The following is a 17,539-nucleotide window of genomic DNA, read 5'->3' as shown; positions in this document are numbered from 1 at the left end:
CTACTTTTATTATAGGTGATGAGGAAAGCGGAAATCAAAACATACTTCTTATACTTTGTCCATATATATGAAGAAGAAAGGGGAATGACGATGGATGTAAGAGAACATACTTTTTTCTCTCTGCTTATTATTAGTTATTTTATTGCCTTTGGGGTTATACTTGGCGGTTCATTAATTGGTGGATTTGGTGCGTTTCTTATCGGAAAACCAGCTCTAACTTACATTAATCAATTCGCCCAAAATTTAAGAATTTGGGCACTCGTTGCAGCAATCGGTGGAACATTCGATACCTTTTATAGCTTTGAAAGAAGTTTCTTTGGCGGAGATATGAAAGATATCGTAAAACAAATTCTCCTTATTTTTTTCGCAACTGGTGGTATGCAAACAGGTCTCATTATTATTAAATGGCTAACGCAGGAACATGTATGAGAGTACCAAGTGCCAATACAGCAAAAAGATGGTACTTAGTATTAGCTGGTGCTGCTGTTGGAGGCGTGTTGAGCTGGTTTATTTTTTTGTACATATACGGTGTTTTTCAAGAAGAACAAGCTAGTAAAATAGCAGAACAAAGAGAAATTATAGAAAAACAAGAAGCAAAACTCCACGTCCTTCTCGAAGATCAAGAAAAATTGAACACTGAAAATAAACGGCTCTTAACCATTCAAGAGATTAAAATAAAACTTATCAATCGAGAAAAATACGATTTAGACAATCTTACACTCGAAAATATGACTACATCTATCCATAATGATCTCCAGCATCTTTTAACGAAAAACATTCAAAGTATCGCAAAAAATAAAGACCTACTCAAAAAGGTAATCGAAAACAAAACGTACAAACATTACGATCGACTATACCGTTTTAAAGTCGATACAATATCTTTTGATACAGTGCTTGAAATTAGCATTACTATAGAAAAGGAAAAATAAAGAAGGAGGGCTTTAGCGCCGCTCCTTCTTTTCGTTCTAACATATAGTCCCTTATTTACAAATCTCACGTAAATCAGCAAAAAGACGATCCGCTTCTTCCCAAGAAGATGCCTTTGCACCAGAAGCCATCGGATGTCCTCCGCCGTTATATTGCATTGCCAATTTGTTTATAACTGGTCCTTTTGAACGAAGACGCACACGAATTACGTCGTCTTCCTCTAAAAATAGAACCCACGCCTTTAATCCATCAATATTGCCAAGCGCTCCAACAACACCAGATGCTTCAGAAGGAAGTACATCAAATTCTTCTAATACTTCTTTCGTTAATTTAATGTAAGCTGCTCCTTCTTCTACCATCGTAAAGTTTTGTAAAATATAACCGTTTAAACGAGCAATTTTTTCTTTTGTCTTATACATTTCATTGTATAAATCTGTGAATTTCACACCCATGTCAACAAGCTCACTTACGTAACGAAGTGTTTTTGCTGTCGTATTTGGGAATAAGAAACGACCTGTATCTCCAACAATTCCTGCTAAAATAAGGCGGGCTGCTTCTTTTGTTATTTTTAATCCTTTATCTTTTCCATAGTTATAAAACTCATAAATCATTTCACTTGTCGAACTCGCTGTCGTATCTACCCACGTAATATCTCCATATGGATCTTCATTTGGATGATGATCAATTTTAATTAACATCTTCCCTTTTGTATAGCGTTGATCGTCAACACGTTCTTGATTCGCAGTATCACAAACAATAACAAGCGCATTTTCGTATACACTATCTTCAATATCATCCATTACTCGTAAGTATGCTAACGACGGTTCATTGTACCCAACCGTATAAATATTTTTCTCTGGAAACGATTCTTTTAGAATTGTACCAAGGCCACCCTGTGAACCTAATGCATCTGGATCCGGACGTACGTGGCGATGAATAATAATTGTATCAAACTCTTTAATTGCTCCTAAAATTTGCTCATGCATATGTATAATCTCCTTTTTAATCAACTTCTTCACTTTATCTCTCATTATAACGGAAAGTATTTCATACATGCGAACAATTGCTTTATAATAAAAGTTAGAAAGTTTAGATATTTCTTTTTTCTCCACTATTTTTTTCATAAAACGATGGGAGTGTTCATTATGCCAGTATTAGTCTTCTGTATTATCGTCTCATTTATGTTGTACCTCTTTTACAAAACAAAATACTTTCGTACAAACCGCCCAATGGAAAAAGGTTGGCTCTCAGGAAAATCCGCAATGGCACTCGGTTCATTCGTTTTATTTTTCGGGATAAACCAATTCTTTTTAGAACTTTCAACCGCTCGTATTATCGTTGGTATCTTATTCGTTCTATTTGGTAGTGCAAGTGTATTTAATGGATTTCGCCAATACAAACATTTCTTACCATTAGCAGTTAAAGAAGCAGAAGTCTATGAAACAACGTAAAAAAGCATCAAAATTGTGATGCTTTTTTACGTCCTCTAACTTTTAAAATCATATATGCGACAAACGCAGATGGTATATTAAATGGGTTACCTTGTACGTGAAAATGTAATTGTTCTTCTCCAAAAGACATTTTTTCATATAGCTCTCGCTGAGATAATCCTGTCTTTTCCTTTTTTTCATGTAAACCTTGTAAATATAAATATTGGATCGGTATCATTACAAGAAAATAAAATAGTGCGATACTACCAAAAAAGAGTACGGCTGACGACATAATGTATACCACCTTTCATAAATCCATTTTCTTACAATATAATCATAACACAATATACAACCGAATTGAATTACTATTCTGTCTTTTCTTGCGTTACTTTTCCACTCCACCCCATACATATTTCACTAAAACTCTCATCTAAAATCATGCCTTTCAAATTTAAAACAACAAAAAAGATGGAACAAATCAAAACGATTTGTTCCATCTTTTTATTTATCAATTAACTGAACCATAAGTAATGCTTTTCCAACGACATTACCTTCATGATGCACCTCTACATCAACCTTACCAAATTTACGCCCAATTTCTAATACTTTCGGATGAACGGATACAACATTATCAATTTGAACCGGCTTTACGAAATAAATTGTTAAGTTTTCAACAATTAAATCGCTTTTCTTTTGCGCACGAATAACGCGATTTGTCGCTTCTGTCACAATTGTTGCAAATACACCGTACGATAACGTTCCGATTGAGTTCGTCATTTGCGGCGTCACCGAAAATTGATATAGATGCTCATTCTTCGCTTCTTTTGGCGTCATAAATTGATTCGTTACAATATCATCAATTGTTTCTCCAACTTGTGGCTGACGTTGAATCATTTGCAGTGCCTGAAGTACATCTTGACGGCTAATAATACCTTGCAGTTTATTTCCTTCCTCAACGACAGGAAGTAATTCAATTCCTTCCCACACCATCATACGTGCCGCAGCTGCGACAGACATTTTACCGTTCACTGTAATTGGGTGTTTTGTCATTACTTTATCAATTGATGTTTCTTTCGCTACACCGATCATATCTTTTGAAGTTACGATTCCTAGCACCTTTTTATTTTCATCAACAATTGGATATCTTCCGTGCATTGTCTCTTCGTTATATGCATGCCATTGCTGTACAGTATCATTTGGCTTCAAATATAACGTTTCTTCAATTGGCGTTAAAATATCTTCAACGAGTACAATTTCTTTCTTAATAAGTTGGTCATAAATTGCACGGTTAATTAACGTTGCAACCGTAAATGTATCGTAGCTACTTGAAATAATCGGCAGCTTTAATTCGTCTGCTAATTTCTTCACATGATCTTCCGTATCAAATCCGCCCGTAATTAATACAGCGGCTCCAGTTTCTAGCGCTAATTGATGTGCATTCGTACGGTTACCAATAATGAGTAAATTCCCAGCTTCTGTATAGCGCATCATCGCTTCTAATTTCATAGCTCCGATTACGAATTTATTTAATGTTTTATGTAGTCCTTCTCTGCCCCCAAGTACTTGACCGTCGACAATGTTAACGACTTCTGCATATGTCAGTTTTTCGATATTTTCTTTCTTCTTTTGTTCAATTCGAATTGTTCCGACACGTTCAATTGTACTAACATATCCTTTATTTTCTGCATCTTTAATTGCACGGTAAGCTGTCCCTTCACTTACACTCAAATCTTTCGCAATTTGTCTTACAGAAATTTTATGGCCTACTGGCAGGCTATTAATATGTTCTAAAATTTGGTTATGCTTGGTAGCCAAATGGTTTCACCATACTTTCTTTTCCCTAAATTCTTCATGTGTTGTACTTTCAGTATACTATATTTTCAAAACTGTTACACTCTCTCTTTGCATACCTGTACTATTTTTTTTATAACAAAATGACTTTTACATTCCACCAGTCATTCTATTACAACAATGTAATGCTATTGTCATCTCATTCGATAGTTCGCCCACTTGATTCCCTATACAATGAAGACAAGAAATAAAACAAAGGAGCGTACACATGATGAAAAAATTTTTAGAGGTTGTAGGTGCTGTATTTTTAGCTTTCGTAGATGGGAAAAAAGTTGCAATGGAATTGAATGAAACACCTGAACAACCACGTACAAAAAGAAAAGAATCACCAAAACAAATACAAGCATTAAAAGCTGTCCTACACACGTAAAAACCCTTCACTTTTCTTTTCAAATGAAGGGTTTCTTTTCTATAGTGTAATACTTTCTCCAGCTTCTAATACTTTCCCTGTACAATTTTGTAGCTTTTCTACAAATTGATATGGATCTTGTTCAATAACTGGGAACGTATTGTAATGCATCGGTACAACAGTTTTCGCATTAATCCATTTTGCCGCTAGTACAGCATCTTCTGGTCCCATTGTGAAATTATCACCAATTGGTAAAAATGCTAGATCAACTTTATTTAATTCCCCAATTAACTTCATATCAGAGAATAGTGCAGTATCTCCTGCGTGGTACACTGTTTTCTCTTCTGCTGTAAATAAAATACCTGCTGGCATACCTGTATATGTAATCGTCTTATTTGCTTCATCAATATAACTAGAGCCGTGGAATGCTTGTGTAAACTTCACTTTTCCGAAGTCAAATTCATGTGAACCACCAATATGCATCGGATGTGTATTTACACCTTGCCAACTTAAAAATGTTGCTAGTTCAAATGGCGCTACAACAACTGCATTATTTTTCTTCGCAAGTTCTACTGTATCTCCAACATGATCACCGTGTCCATGCGATAAAAGGATTGCATCCACTTTTACATCTTCAGCTTTTAAATCTGTTTTCGGATTACCTGTTAAAAACGGGTCAATTAAAATAACTTTTCCATTCGCCTCAATTTTCACAACTGAATGCCCATGATAAGATACTTTCATTATTACATTCCTCCCCTATTCACATTCTCACTTTTTATTCTACATGATTTTTCAATTCCCTGTCTTTTCTAACATCTATTTACTTGTCATAACGCTTTCTTCCGAGTTAAAGTTATATTTGTAATTAAATATCTCGGGGGTGCCAATCGATGAATGCTAGATTAGAAAATTTAATGCAATGGCTAAAAGAAAAAAACGTAGAAGCTGCGTTCTTAACTTCTACACCGAACGTCTTCTACATGACGAACTTCCACTGTGAACCGCATGAAAGATTACTTGGTATGTTTGTATTCCAAGAAAAAGAGCCTATTTTAATTTGTCCTAAAATGGAAGAAGGTCAAGCACGTAACGCTGGCTGGGCACATGAAATTATCGGATTTACTGATACTGACAGACCATGGGATATGATTGCAAAAGCAATTAAAGACCGCGGCATCAATGCAAATGCAGTTGCAATTGAAAAAGAACATTTAAACGTAGAGCGCTACGAAGAATTAACGAAATTATTCCCAAATGCAGCTTTCAAATCAGCTGAGGAGAAAGTTCGCGAACTTCGTTTAATTAAAGATGAAAAAGAACTTTCTATTTTACGCGAAGCAGCTAAAATGGCGGACTACGCTGTTGAAGTTGGTGTAAATGCAATTAAAGAAAACCGTAGCGAGCTAGAAGTATTAGCAATTATTGAACACGAATTAAAAACAAAAGGCATACATAAGATGTCATTTGATACGATGGTATTAGCGGGTGCAAACTCTGCTCTTCCACACGGTATTCCTGGCGCAAACAAAATGAAGCGCGGTGATTTCGTACTATTTGATTTAGGTGTAATCATTGAAGGTTATTGCTCTGATATTACACGTACAGTAGCATTCGGTGAGATTTCTGAAGAGCAAACTCGCATTTACAACACTGTACTTGCTGGACAACTACAAGCAGTTGAAGCATGTAAACCAGGTGTTACACTTGGCGCAATCGATAACGCTGCTCGTTCTGTTATCGCAGATGCAGGTTACGGAGACTTCTTCCCGCACCGACTTGGTCATGGACTTGGAATTAGCGTACACGAATATCCAGATGTAAAAGCTGGTAACGAGTCTCCATTAAAAGAAGGTATGGTCTTCACAATCGAACCTGGTATTTACGTACCAAACGTAGGTGGCGTTCGTATTGAAGATGATATTTACATTACAAAAGACGGATCAGAAATTTTAACGAAATTCCCGAAAGAATTACAATTTGTAAAATAATAAAAAGGCAGCGTGAATGCTGCCTTTTTTTATTCCTCTACTATTTCAAATTTCTCTACAATCATTCTTGCTGGATAGCTTTCAAGTATTTGAGAAAACCATACTTTTATTTTATCCCCTGTTTTTAACTGTTTATATGCGTTTTTTTCCTTAAAGCTCAAGACTATATGTGATGGATGCTCTTTATTCATTTGTTGTTCTATATAATTTTGTAACTCTACTTTTGTTTCAAACGTTTTATCATCGGCAAAAAACACCGTGTCATTTCTTAATATGATATACCCTTCTTTAGGGACTTCTTTTACCGTTACTTGCTCTACTTGTTTTGTAGTACACGCTGATAATATGACTAGAAATACACTTAAAAACATAACAATTTTCACATGCCTATTCATTTTTAACTCCTCACTCTAGGCTATTTCAAATTTAACACCATCTTCTCCTCATACTTATCATCCCATTTAATTACAACTTCTATCGGTTCATCTTTAGATAGAGGAGCACAACTTACACAAGAAGATTTTATTTCAACCCTTGCTCCTTTATGAACTTCTGACGTTTGTGTCATTGTACTAAAGGCTCCATTAATAGCAATCTCTAAGTTTTTAAATTCTGTCTTTCCATCCCCACCCTTATATTGAAACGTAAACATTCCATCTTCACTGTCATCCTTAATATGCCCTTTATATTGTCCAGTCCAACTTTTGCTCTCGCTAGAAAAATTAACATACGAAATGGAACAGCTTCCTAAAAAGAAAATACTAATGAAAAAGAATAATGCTCTCTTCATAATGCCCCCTCCATTCAAATGCACTTATTTATCCCGCATTTATGGACAGTAAGATCCCCACATCAAAATTCGGTGAAAGCAAAGAAGTTAGGTGGGGAATCCCCCCCACTAATTAAAGTTTCACTTCATTGCCTATTCCTTCCTTTTATTATACTATTAAAATACAGAATTTTCTAAAACAGGAGGATTTATATGTTACAACAACAATTAGAAGAAATTCGTAATAATAATTACATACTGGATAACACACTTAACATTGATTCTTTAAGTTCCAATATGCTTGAACATATTGGCGATACTGATAGCTATTTAAGGGACAAACTCATCTACTCTACTTTTTATCATCTCATCAAAAATCGCTACCTTTCACACACACAATTACAGAAACTATTATTAGAAAGCATCGGTGAAAAATATTTATTGTATAAGATTCATTCAGATGATGAAGATGCTGTATTTACTCGTGCATTTACGACCTTATTAATTGCGCTCATTATAGATGCAGATACAACTCATAATTTCTTATCACAGAATGAGATTTTAACTGTAAAAGATCAATTAATTCTATATATGAACAATGAACATGATTTCCGCGGATATGTGCAAGACCACGGCTGGGCACATAGTATAGCACATGCTTCCGATACATTTGAGGCGCTTGTTCATAGTCCTAAACTAGAAACTTTACATTACGAAGAGATATTAAAAACTTTGTTAAACAAAGTTTTTGTCCATTCTATTTACTATAAATACGAAGAAGACGAGCGTCTCGTTTATCCGATTGTCGCAATGCTGCAAAATGGCCTGAAAGAAGAAATACTCATATTAGCCCTTCGTGACTTAGTAGCTCAATTACCGGTCCAAAAACAAGCACTACCTATTGAATCGTACGAGTTTTTATATGGAAATACAAAATCTTTCTTACGTAGCTTATTTTTCACACTACGCACACTTTCTATATGTGAAGAAACCGAATTCGAAATTGAAAAATTGCTACAAGAGCTTCCAAAATATTATTAAAAAAGAAGGCCACTCAAAAAGTGCCTTCTTCTATTTCACTAATATTTAATTGAAATTTCACGATCCAAACTGAGAAAAGGTGGACAAGAAGCGCAAACGCCATACATGCTCCACTTAAAAAAGTTAGTATAGGATGCGAATACACGTGCCCCAACCCATAGGATATCGCCACGAAAAACATTGTTATGTAAATATAAATTGCTCCATGTATTTGCCTCATATAAACCTCCTTTTCCCATATTATAACATAAATTTTCTGATTATTCACATTAATTACTTGTAATCAATATTTCTCAACCGTTACACCTCTTACAGCAGCCTTAATATACGGTGACCCTTGTAAACTTTGTAAATCCTCTGTTTTTCCTGTTACGACTATACCGTATATTGGTAGGTCTTTTGGTTTGGTGTTTTTTATTTCTTTATAATATTGTTCAAAATAATCACTTGGTATACCTTCACTATTTTTTGTTAAATACTTCATTTGGTACAGAAACTCTTTTGAGTTTATTGTTAAATCGTTTTTCACATCTTCTTTTACTTTTGCATAACTTCCTTCAAATCCAAAAACATTTCTAGCCATTTCCGCATTTAATACTGCGCCATTTTTAGGATCTTTTAACCCTACATAAGAATCACTTTTCTTTTCATTATATGTATCTACCCAAAACCAAACTGGCTGTACACTTTTCGGAAGCATCTCAATAATTTGTTCAGCTGTATACGATTTATCAAAAGATAAGGCTACTTCTGCAACTTTATTTTGCAAATCTCCAATATTTTTCAGGTCATCCACATAATTTTTATAAGTAACGAAAGGTAAATAAAACCTCATTTCCCTCTGCATTGTTTGCACATTATAATCTGGTATCGTAACAGCCTCTTCACCCCTTTTTTCCTCATCTAGACTAACAAGTTCACCATTGTAATGCTTCATACTATAACTCCATATACCAGATTCGTATATATCATTTACCCATTTCACTGGTTGACCAGCTATATTTTTATAAGAGTTATATATTACTGTACTTCCTGTCATACCAAGACTTAAATACATGCTTCCGCTGAAACGGATATTAGGCCCTTGAACCATATGTAGTGCATTCATTTCTCTTTCCATTTTTCTAAATGTTTGCTGAGAAAAGTAAGTTGCACCCAAAAACAAAGTTACTATAACCATAATGGACGCACAAATAGAAATAAGCCAGTTTCTCCAAAACTGCTTCCTCTTCGCTCTCTTCATCAAAGTCTTCATCTGCTTATCATTCATATTCAAATCAAAGTCCTTCCGACTCATCATTTCTCCTCCTATACAGTTTTTTAAATTGATTTCTTGCACGGTACAAGCTTGTTTTTACTGTATCTTCTTTCATACTTAATAAAATGGCAATTTCCTTATAAGATAGTTCATACTCATATTTCAACAGTAAAATATGACGATATTCCTCCGTCATCGTCTCCAATATTTCTTGTACTTCTCCTTGTAACTCACTTGTTAAAAGCACTTCATCTAATGACTTTTGCCCAATAAGAACGACTGATTCAATTGCGATTGGATTTAGTCTTTTTTCTTTCCGGTGCAAATCTCGGTGCTGGTTGATTGCAACTCTAAATAGCCACGGTGCTAAATGTCCTAACGGTATTTCCTCCATAAGCAATAAAGCTTTATACAACGTATCTTGCACAATATCTTCTGCTTCTTTTCTATCTGCTCCAATCTTAATTAAGTATCCAAACACAGCTTTTGATTTCTCTATTAATAACGATTCAAACGTATCATGACTCATTCGGCTCTCCTCTCTATATACTCAACGTTTGAGAGCGTAAAATGTATACAGCTTTTCTAAAAAAATTTCCATAATAAAAAGCACATCCATTTTGATGCGCTTCTCTGAAATACTATTCTATTATTTCATCGCTTCCTTCACAACATCTTGAATCATAACAACTTCTGTTTTCATATCAATAGACGGTGCTTCTTCATCGATACATTCATACCAAAATGCTAAGTGCTTTTTATCAATTTCATGATGCGAATTTTCGACAAAAATACCACCTTCCCCTTGCACAGAATACCAATATAAGTACTCTTCTCCATCTCTTATTTCCCAGAAAATTGTCTCAACGTACATCTTTTCGTCGTTTAATGTCAAAAGCACTTCTTTCAAATTGTCATTAAGAAGCTGCATCCATTCATCTACTCGATGACTCTTACCAGGCTTAACTTTAAATCTCGTTAATTCTACATTCATTTTTATTCCCCCGTTTTCTTACGTACAAACAAACTATATTCTATTGGATGATAAAAACTTAATTTACTAGCTAATTTTCGCGAAGGAATATTGTCTACATAACAATCCCAGCTCGGTATAATATCATTTTGCATGCAATGTTCAATGAACCGTGTTGCAACAGCTTGAGCTAATCCTTTCCCTTGATGCGCTTCATGTGTTGCAATATCTATTTCAGCAAAACCATTCCCGCTAAATATTGAGACACATTCAGCTACAATTATCCCATCTTGTTCTATACAAAATCCAAAACCACTGTTCAAAAAAGTTTCTTTTGATCCCCAATATTCTTTGTAGTACTCCTCTTTAAATTCACTGCTTCGCTCTATATCTCTTCTATCAATACGCTTCACTTCATATGTATTTTTGTTAAAATCTCGTTGTCTCTCTTCAAAGGTTACGCTTTGAAATTTCATTCGCGGGATGTTCCGAAGTACATTACTAAAACGCTCTTCTATCATCATTTCCCACTCTTCACTCGAAGTGAAGAGTGTAAATCGCTTCTCTGTTTTTTCAATAGCCGTTTTTAAATATGAAAATAACTCTTCGTTATAATTTTGATCATCCGTATCACCAAATAAATAATAGATACCGTTAGCTGTAATAATTAATCCTGCTGTTAATTGCCCGTTTATAAAAACCTCACCATCTATCATTTGATCACATACCGCATAAGCAAACGTCGTCGTTCTTGTATTACCTTCTAAAACCGGAAGAACTTTTCTATAATCGGCTACAGATAATTTTTTCATAATTGCTCCACTTTAATCGTATCAGCCTCTATATGTTCAAAACAAAGATTTACCGTTCTCTTTAATGCTCTCGTTCTATGAATCGTACATACTGGAATTAAAATAGAATCATTTGGCTTTAAAACCGCTGTTTCTCCATCTTCAAAATCAATAAGTAATTCTCCCTCTAGCACAATAAATAATTCATCCGAATTAGAATGATAGTGCCAATCATATTCACCAGTAAATACAGCGATTCGTAAACAATGACTGTTTATATTTGAAACGACGAAGTTTTTATGTTGATCTTGAATGTCCTTTGTTAATTCTATTAAGTTCACAGTTTCCATCTTTCGTCTCATCCTTTCATTAGTCGTTCTTCTGAAAAATTAACTTAATCTCCACCATCACTTGAGCTACTACAATCACTGCTACTGTAGTGACCGAATCCACTTGATGAGCTTGAAGCGTATGAAGATTTTTTGCTTCTTTTTCTATCTTTTTTACTTTCATGACTAGGCCATACTGTAGCAAAGAGTATAACGAATAAGGCTAATTCTATTACAACAAGTATAAATTCTAGAATGCTCTCAATAATATTGGGAGTTATCCCAAAACTGTAAAACACTCCAAATGAATACATACACAAAATTACATACAGGGCCATACAAATATACCGGAATGTTTTTTCTATCATAATGACTACTTTTTGTGAAAAAGGTATGTTCTGTTCCTGTTTTTTCTTTATGTACTTTTGTCTTTTAGCTTGCTTTTGCTTCCTTTTTTTACTCCCCATTGAATCCCCTCTTTTATTATATAATTCTAAATTATCATAATAAAAATCGATTTACACCAATAAATAACAATTATTCACATGTTATTTCCCCATATAAAAAAGACCCTCCTTATGAAAAGGAAGGTCTCAAATGTATTTCTATTATGATAAAGCAGGAGCTTTTTCAAGTAGCTCTTTCGCATCAGCGTATTGTAAGCCGTGAGCTTCTGCAACTGCTTCGAATGTTACATATCCATCTAATGTGTTAATACCTTTTAATAATGCAGAGTTACCTAGGCAAGCATCTTTATAGCCTTTGTTAGCAATTTGTACTGCATATGGTACTGTTACGTTTGTTAATGCAAGAGTTGACGTACGTGGAACCGCACCTGGCATATTAGCAACTGCATAATGAACAACGCCATGTTTTTCGTAAGTTGGGTTGTCATGAGTTGTAATACGATCAGTTGTTTCGAAAATACCACCTTGGTCAATCGCAATATCTACAACGACAGATCCTGGTTCCATTGATTGAATCATTTCTTCAGTTACAAGTTTTGGCGCTTTTGCACCTGGAATTAATACTGCTCCAATAACAAGGTCAGATTCTTTAACAGCTTCTGCAATGTTGTATGGATTAGACATTAATGTTTTTACTTGGTTACCGAAAATATCATCTAATTGACGAAGACGTTCTGCACTTAAGTCAATGATTGTTACATCTGCACCTAAACCTACTGCAATCTTAGCTGCATTTGTACCAGCTTGACCACCGCCGATGATTGTTACTTTGCCGCGTTTTACCCCTGGAACGCCTGCAAGTAAAATACCTTTACCGCCTTTGTTTTTCTCAAGGAATTGTGCACCGATTTGTGCAGACATACGACCAGCTACTTCACTCATAGGTGCAAGTAATGGTAAAGAACGATTGTCTAATTGTACTGTTTCGTATGCAATTGATGCAACTTTGTTATCGATTAATGCTTTCGTTAATTCTGGTTCTGGAGCTAAGTGTAAGTATGTGAATAAAATTAAACCTTCACGGAAATAGCCGTATTCACTTGCTACTGGCTCTTTTACCTTCATAACCATATCTTGATTCCATGCTTCTTCAGCAGTTTCTACAAGTTTCGCACCAGCTTGTACGTATTCTTCATCCGTAAAGCCAGATCCTAAACCTGCTCCTTTTTGAACAAAAACTTCATGACCATTTTGTACTAAATGTACTGCTCCCGCTGGCGTCATTGCCACACGGTTTTCATTGTTTTTAATTTCTGTTGGAATACCGATACGCATGATTAGTTCCCCCTTGAGTTATGAAATGACCCCTGAATCATTTTTTAAAGCGCTTTCTACGCTCTTATATTTTAACATAATATCTCAATATTTGACAAAAAATAATACAAGTTTTCCGATAGATTTAATTTTATATTAAAAGACAGTATTATCCGCACCTCTCAGCACAATGGATAAACTGTCCAATTATTTGAAACTTCATCTTATTTTATTCTATCGATGTCTATGAATAACATCCACTGCACCAGTCACTTCAATAATTGTACCGGTAATCATATCGGAATCGTCCTCACATAAAAACGAAATGGTTCTTGCAATATCTTCACCTGTTCCAGATCTACCAATCGGTGTGTTATGCTCTTTTAGCTGACGTGCTTCTTGAATAGTCGCCTCTTTCATATCGCCAATAATATCACCAGGACATACCATGTTCGCAGTAATACCATACTCCGCTTCTTCATAAGCAACTGTTTTCGTTAATGAAACAAGTCCTACTTTCGCCGCTGCAAAAGCTGAACGATAAATCCATCCCGGTGCACTATCCGCCCCTTGAAATCCGTAATTAATAATACGGCCAAAGTTCTGTTTTCTCATGACCGGAACGACAAGTTTTAATAAATGAAATACCGCTGTTAAATTTCCCTGAATCATTTCATTCCATTCATCTTCTTCATAATCAACTAACTTTTTTCGTTCAAATACATATGGACCAGCATTATTAATTAAAAAGTCAATTTTGCCAAAACGGCTCATCGCTTCTTCTACTATTTTATGTAAATCTTCCTTCTTCGTGACATCTGCTTGCACGAATTGTAGACGCTCTTCCACATCTTTATATGTTTCTTTCATCGTTTCCATAGCCGTGATATCGCTATGGTACGTTACTGTTACTGAATAGCCTTTAGCCAATAACTTTTCTGTTACTTGCTTTCCTAAACCTTTCGTACCGGCTGTAATGAGCGCATGTCTCACAAAACTGCCCCCTTTTAAATTGCTATACTTCATATGTAACAAGTTCTCGCTCCAATTACAACTAAAATGAATTGAAACAGAGTTTTCAAAATTCTGTAACGTTTCTGGCAAGCACGTTACCAAAATTTGTTTTATAATTAAGTTGTAAACAGTTATAAAACAGATTGGGAGGAATTTACTATGAATAATACATATACAAATATTTTAATCGCGGTGGATGGTTCTAAAGAAGCAGAAAAAGCCTTTAAAAAAGCAATTCAAGTCGCAAAGCGCAACAATGCAACATTAACAATCGCTCATATCGTTGATGTAAAAGCGTACTCAGCAGTAGAGGCTTATAGCCGTGCAATTGCTGAACGTGCAAATCTATTTGCAGAAGACTTATTAGAAGACTACAAAAAAACTGCGCTTGAAGCTGGTCTTGAAAAAATTGAAACTGTATTAGAATTTGGTAATCCTAAATCTAAAATTTCAAAAGAAATCGCTCCAAACCATAAAGTAGATTTAATTATGTGTGGTGCGACTGGTTTAAATGCTGTTGAACGCTTCCTAATCGGTAGCGTCTCTGAACATATTATTCGCTATGCGAAATGCGATGTCCTTGTTGTTCGTGGTGATGAGGAGCAAGGTGAGCTTTAATTTATAGATAAAACACCAAGTCCACATATTTTACCGAAGGATAAGGAAAATTAAGTTCGAGGCTCGAATGAACAATAAACACATATTGTTAAACAATGATAATAAACTAAAAAAGGGGGTGGGAAATCCACTCCTTTTTTCACGACATGCCTTTATTTTTATTCATGGGAATAAATCTTCTCTGTTTTTCTCTACTCTTGTATGGATTTTAAAATATCAATCCACTCCACAAAATCAAAGAACACTTCAAAATCCCCATTTTCCAATTGATTATTTAATAAAATTTAAACTGTATTCTACTTAATTCTTTGAGCGATTGGATGGTCATCTTTTAGTTGTAACAAATCCCATAAATTCCCGTATAAATCTTTGAATACTGCAACTGTTCCATATTCTTGCTCTTGCGGTTCTCTCACAAATTCTATTCCTCTTGAGATCATTTCATTATAATCTCTCCAAAAATCGTCAGTATTTAAGAAAAGAAAAACTCTACCGCCTGATTGGTTACCGATAAAAGAATCTTGCTCAGGTTTAGATGCTCTAGCCAGTAGTATTGTCGTGCCGACTGAACCAGGAGGAGATACCACTACCCATCTTTTATTTTGCTCTGGCTGATATATATCTTGGACCAATGTAAAATTTAGTTTCTTTGTATAAAACTCTATTGCCTCATCGTAGTCTTTTACTACTAATGCGATATGAACTATTGATTGAACCATTATTATTCCTCCTATTATTACTAAACAAATTATAGTATAACATTTCTTACTTTAATCTATCTGTTAGTTTAATAACACTGGCTCTTGTTTTTCTTCTTATAACAATACATGAAAGACTGTATTCAGTAGCATGTAGTTATTAAATAGGTTATTCCTTTCTTAAATCATTACAGAAACGACTTTATTGTTACTTTGATGAATGTAGTGATAAAAAACAAGCGTATCAAGCTAAGTGTTTCTACACTTTAAAACTACATTGTTAAACAACATGTGTCTTCGTGTAGTATATCTTATATATTTTTAACTATTTTAAATTCAGTGTTACATATTAGGCTTCGTGTTTTCATTTTATAAACTTCACTATAAATACAAGACAAGCCACAATAACAACAGTAATTGCTAATACATAGGGAGGAAGAAACTTCAAAGACCATAATGCCATCATAATCGTCGCAACCGTTAAGTATGTTTGCTTTGCATCTTCTGTCATTTTTTTACAAAGTAAGAAGACGTACAAATAGCCAATTGGCGGCGTAATGAAACAAAGAACATATATGATTTTTGATTTTAAATACCATTTTTGTTCTCCAAGTTTCTTTATATCCCCTTCTATTCTCTTATGCTCTTGTTCTTTCGCTTCTTCTACAAGCGGATTTCCCTCTTCTCCTCGCTTTTCTTTCATATAAGGAAGAAAGTGCATAAAAAAATAGTATGCGAATACGAACGCTCCAAATCCAATATTTAATCTTTCTAATGGAATATGCTCACTAAAAAAAGCAGCAGTAAGCACTAAAGACAAACAGTACGTCATCATCCAAAATGAACGTTTTCTCTTTTTCCGTTCCATTTCTTTTTTACCTTGTATATCTTTTCTTTTCGAAAGCCATATAGAAATAAAGCAATCTACTACAAATAGAGAAAAGATAAATATCGCAACATGTACTGTTTCTACATTTCCAAATGAAATTACGTTTGGGAATGCAACATGCAATACAATTAGCGTGTACAAAATTAGCCCTATAAAATAAATACGTCTCATTTCTCATCCCTTTCTTATTTCCTAACATTACGTTAACATACATTTTTTAGAAATAGACGGACAAAATATATATGTATAAAAAAGGAGGATGCTATATGGATGATTCTGAACGCATTATTTTAGACGTAAACGGAAAAGAAATTGAAATGCTAGATACAATTCGCACTCATTTTAAAGAGAAACACGGCGTTGAACTAAGTAATGGTGCATTACTTCGTGATTTGATGGATATTGAGTATATTCCAATTACAGAAGATCGACATAAGTATAATTAAAAGAAAACGACTGCAGGCGAATGCCATCAGTCGTTTTCTTTCTTTATTTATTTAAGCTCTTGATGCTTCCCGCCCATACCACCTGGCTCATTACTATCTTGGTGTACAGTTAGTTTATTTGTTTTCGCATCTTTTAAAACTCTATATGTATATGATTCATTTGGTTCATCTTTAAACTGCACATTCATACCATACGAATCCATTTTGCTATAAAAGGCCGGTTTTATATATAAAATATCACTTTCTTTATATCCTTTATCTTGCAAATGCCACATCGTTGCGATAACCGCTTCTTCTCGCTTTTCTTTTTCACCAACATACATATATTTGTCCAAAAGAAACACTTTAGCATTTGCAATTAAACTAATTACCAGTACAATGATAAACACTATTTTTTTCATAGACTTCCCCTAAATTGTTATTTTTTACTATATTGTAACTTAA

At 34.5% G+C, this 17,539-nt stretch carries 26 protein-coding genes; 8 read left to right on the top strand and 18 right to left on the bottom strand.

What is annotated here, in order from left to right; translation table 11 throughout:
- Window positions 1–15 precede the first annotated feature (15 nt).
- Together ACTJJY_RS12810 and ytrI are read left to right on the top strand one after the other, a co-directional pair.
- Window positions 16–429: a YtrH family sporulation protein gene (locus ACTJJY_RS12810; protein WP_002005839.1), complete on the top strand. Its 414-nt coding sequence runs from the start codon at window positions 16–18 to the stop codon at window positions 427–429.
- The gene (gene ytrI, locus ACTJJY_RS12805) at window positions 426–929 is read left to right on the top strand and encodes a sporulation membrane protein YtrI (RefSeq protein WP_001265736.1); all 504 of its coding nucleotides are present in this window, start codon (window positions 426–428) and stop codon (window positions 927–929) included. Before ACTJJY_RS12810 ends, ytrI begins: the two co-directional genes overlap by 4 nt.
- 51 nt (window positions 930–980) lie before the next feature.
- Here ytrI and ACTJJY_RS12800 read toward each other — a convergent pair whose 3' ends face one another.
- Window positions 981–1,913: a DHH family phosphoesterase gene (locus ACTJJY_RS12800; RefSeq protein ID WP_000545129.1), complete on the bottom strand. Its 933-nt coding sequence runs from the start codon at window positions 1,911–1,913 to the stop codon at window positions 981–983.
- A 159-nt stretch (window positions 1,914–2,072) separates the two neighbouring features.
- Here ACTJJY_RS12800 and ACTJJY_RS12795 point away from each other — a divergent pair, with 159 nt between their 5' ends.
- The gene (locus tag ACTJJY_RS12795) at window positions 2,073–2,378 is read left to right on the top strand and encodes a YtpI family protein (RefSeq protein ID WP_001144766.1); all 306 of its coding nucleotides are present in this window, start codon (window positions 2,073–2,075) and stop codon (window positions 2,376–2,378) included.
- Window positions 2,379–2,385: 7 nt separating this feature from the next.
- Here ACTJJY_RS12795 and ACTJJY_RS12790 read toward each other — a convergent pair whose 3' ends face one another.
- Together ACTJJY_RS12790 and ACTJJY_RS12785 are read right to left on the bottom strand one after the other, a co-directional pair.
- Window positions 2,386–2,649, bottom strand: a complete 264-nt coding sequence (locus ACTJJY_RS12790) for a DUF3949 domain-containing protein (RefSeq protein WP_000093046.1) — start codon at window positions 2,647–2,649, stop codon at window positions 2,386–2,388.
- Between the two features lie 209 nt (window positions 2,650–2,858).
- The gene (locus ACTJJY_RS12785; RefSeq protein WP_069356286.1) at window positions 2,859–4,172 is read right to left on the bottom strand and encodes a DRTGG domain-containing protein; all 1,314 of its coding nucleotides are present in this window, start codon (window positions 4,170–4,172) and stop codon (window positions 2,859–2,861) included.
- 244 nt (window positions 4,173–4,416) lie between these two features.
- Here ACTJJY_RS12785 and ACTJJY_RS12780 point away from each other — a divergent pair, with 244 nt between their 5' ends.
- On the top strand, window positions 4,417–4,578 hold the full coding sequence (locus tag ACTJJY_RS12780) for a hypothetical protein (RefSeq protein WP_000976017.1): 162 nt from the start codon (window positions 4,417–4,419) through the stop codon (window positions 4,576–4,578).
- A 39-nt stretch (window positions 4,579–4,617) separates the two neighbouring features.
- Here ACTJJY_RS12780 and ACTJJY_RS12775 read toward each other — a convergent pair whose 3' ends face one another.
- On the bottom strand, window positions 4,618–5,301 hold the full coding sequence (locus tag ACTJJY_RS12775; protein WP_000868922.1) for a metal-dependent hydrolase: 684 nt from the start codon (window positions 5,299–5,301) through the stop codon (window positions 4,618–4,620).
- A gap of 149 nt (window positions 5,302–5,450) precedes the next feature.
- Here ACTJJY_RS12775 and pepQ point away from each other — a divergent pair, with 149 nt between their 5' ends.
- Window positions 5,451–6,548 (top strand): Xaa-Pro dipeptidase, encoded by a 1,098-nt coding sequence (gene pepQ, locus ACTJJY_RS12770; protein ID WP_000994037.1) that lies wholly within the window; start codon window positions 5,451–5,453, stop codon window positions 6,546–6,548.
- Between the two features lie 29 nt (window positions 6,549–6,577).
- On the opposite strand, the gene ACTJJY_RS12765 is transcribed toward pepQ, so the two are convergent.
- A complete protein-coding gene (locus ACTJJY_RS12765; protein WP_440605656.1) occupies window positions 6,578–6,943 on the bottom strand; it encodes a DUF3221 domain-containing protein in 366 nt (121 codons plus the stop codon).
- A 20-nt stretch (window positions 6,944–6,963) separates the two neighbouring features.
- The gene (locus ACTJJY_RS12760) at window positions 6,964–7,338 is read right to left on the bottom strand and encodes a hypothetical protein (protein ID WP_000816700.1); all 375 of its coding nucleotides are present in this window, start codon (window positions 7,336–7,338) and stop codon (window positions 6,964–6,966) included.
- A 192-nt stretch (window positions 7,339–7,530) separates the two neighbouring features.
- Between ACTJJY_RS12760 and ACTJJY_RS12755 the strand changes: the two genes are divergently transcribed.
- Window positions 7,531–8,358: a DUF2785 domain-containing protein gene (locus ACTJJY_RS12755; RefSeq protein WP_440605655.1), complete on the top strand. Its 828-nt coding sequence runs from the start codon at window positions 7,531–7,533 to the stop codon at window positions 8,356–8,358.
- A 13-nt stretch (window positions 8,359–8,371) separates the two neighbouring features.
- On the opposite strand, the gene ACTJJY_RS12750 is transcribed toward ACTJJY_RS12755, so the two are convergent.
- The 9 genes from ACTJJY_RS12750 to ACTJJY_RS12710 all read right to left on the bottom strand — a co-directional run bounded on the left by ACTJJY_RS12750 (window position 8,372) and on the right by ACTJJY_RS12710 (window position 14,456).
- Window positions 8,372–8,578, bottom strand: a complete 207-nt coding sequence (locus ACTJJY_RS12750; protein ID WP_001248905.1) for a hypothetical protein — start codon at window positions 8,576–8,578, stop codon at window positions 8,372–8,374.
- A 63-nt stretch (window positions 8,579–8,641) separates the two neighbouring features.
- Window positions 8,642–9,655: an anti sigma factor C-terminal domain-containing protein gene (locus ACTJJY_RS12745; protein WP_071731420.1), complete on the bottom strand. Its 1,014-nt coding sequence runs from the start codon at window positions 9,653–9,655 to the stop codon at window positions 8,642–8,644.
- Window positions 9,636–10,145 carry an RNA polymerase sigma factor gene (locus tag ACTJJY_RS12740; RefSeq protein WP_089171831.1) on the bottom strand — a complete coding sequence of 170 codons (510 nt, stop codon included), beginning with the start codon at window positions 10,143–10,145 and terminating at the stop codon, window positions 9,636–9,638. The genes ACTJJY_RS12745 and ACTJJY_RS12740 overlap by 20 nt, the downstream gene beginning before the upstream one ends.
- Before the next feature lie 120 nt (window positions 10,146–10,265).
- Window positions 10,266–10,610 (bottom strand): DUF6176 family protein, encoded by a 345-nt coding sequence (locus ACTJJY_RS12735; protein WP_440605654.1) that lies wholly within the window; start codon window positions 10,608–10,610, stop codon window positions 10,266–10,268.
- 2 nt (window positions 10,611–10,612) lie between these two features.
- Window positions 10,613–11,401 (bottom strand): GNAT family N-acetyltransferase, encoded by a 789-nt coding sequence (locus ACTJJY_RS12730; protein ID WP_423115089.1) that lies wholly within the window; start codon window positions 11,399–11,401, stop codon window positions 10,613–10,615.
- Window positions 11,398–11,730: a cupin domain-containing protein gene (locus ACTJJY_RS12725; RefSeq protein ID WP_440605653.1), complete on the bottom strand. Its 333-nt coding sequence runs from the start codon at window positions 11,728–11,730 to the stop codon at window positions 11,398–11,400. The genes ACTJJY_RS12730 and ACTJJY_RS12725 overlap by 4 nt, the downstream gene beginning before the upstream one ends.
- A 44-nt stretch (window positions 11,731–11,774) precedes the next feature.
- The gene (locus ACTJJY_RS12720; RefSeq protein ID WP_017763649.1) at window positions 11,775–12,176 is read right to left on the bottom strand and encodes a hypothetical protein; all 402 of its coding nucleotides are present in this window, start codon (window positions 12,174–12,176) and stop codon (window positions 11,775–11,777) included.
- Between the two features lie 141 nt (window positions 12,177–12,317).
- Window positions 12,318–13,451: an alanine dehydrogenase gene (gene ald / locus ACTJJY_RS12715; RefSeq protein ID WP_001219401.1), complete on the bottom strand. Its 1,134-nt coding sequence runs from the start codon at window positions 13,449–13,451 to the stop codon at window positions 12,318–12,320.
- Between the two features lie 213 nt (window positions 13,452–13,664).
- Window positions 13,665–14,456 carry an SDR family oxidoreductase gene (locus ACTJJY_RS12710; protein ID WP_002024902.1) on the bottom strand — a complete coding sequence of 264 codons (792 nt, stop codon included), beginning with the start codon at window positions 14,454–14,456 and terminating at the stop codon, window positions 13,665–13,667.
- A gap of 147 nt (window positions 14,457–14,603) precedes the next feature.
- On the opposite strand from ACTJJY_RS12710, the gene ACTJJY_RS12705 reads away from it, so the two are divergent.
- The gene (locus tag ACTJJY_RS12705; RefSeq protein ID WP_001066673.1) at window positions 14,604–15,062 is read left to right on the top strand and encodes a universal stress protein; all 459 of its coding nucleotides are present in this window, start codon (window positions 14,604–14,606) and stop codon (window positions 15,060–15,062) included.
- A gap of 296 nt (window positions 15,063–15,358) precedes the next feature.
- Here ACTJJY_RS12705 and ACTJJY_RS12700 read toward each other — a convergent pair whose 3' ends face one another.
- Both ACTJJY_RS12700 and ACTJJY_RS12695 read right to left on the bottom strand, forming a co-directional pair.
- Entirely contained in the window at window positions 15,359–15,781 is a 423-nt protein-coding gene (locus tag ACTJJY_RS12700; RefSeq protein WP_000250791.1) for a VOC family protein, read from the bottom strand.
- 343 nt (window positions 15,782–16,124) lie between these two features.
- The gene (locus ACTJJY_RS12695; protein ID WP_440605652.1) at window positions 16,125–16,820 is read right to left on the bottom strand and encodes a hypothetical protein; all 696 of its coding nucleotides are present in this window, start codon (window positions 16,818–16,820) and stop codon (window positions 16,125–16,127) included.
- Between the two features lie 95 nt (window positions 16,821–16,915).
- On the opposite strand from ACTJJY_RS12695, the gene ACTJJY_RS12690 reads away from it, so the two are divergent.
- The gene (locus tag ACTJJY_RS12690) at window positions 16,916–17,095 is read left to right on the top strand and encodes a ProA domain protein (protein WP_440605651.1); all 180 of its coding nucleotides are present in this window, start codon (window positions 16,916–16,918) and stop codon (window positions 17,093–17,095) included.
- Between the two features lie 47 nt (window positions 17,096–17,142).
- Here ACTJJY_RS12690 and ACTJJY_RS12685 read toward each other — a convergent pair whose 3' ends face one another.
- Window positions 17,143–17,496, bottom strand: a complete 354-nt coding sequence (locus ACTJJY_RS12685) for a DUF3139 domain-containing protein (RefSeq protein WP_106823889.1) — start codon at window positions 17,494–17,496, stop codon at window positions 17,143–17,145.
- Window positions 17,497–17,539 lie beyond the last annotated feature (43 nt).

The organism is Bacillus sp. 22475 (assembly GCF_052044835.1).
In the GTDB taxonomy this organism is placed as follows: Bacteria; Bacillota; Bacilli; order Bacillales; family Bacillaceae_G; genus Bacillus_A; species Bacillus_A cereus.
Note: the sequence above shows the minus strand (reverse complement) of the source record. Positions and strands in the feature narration are given on the sequence as shown.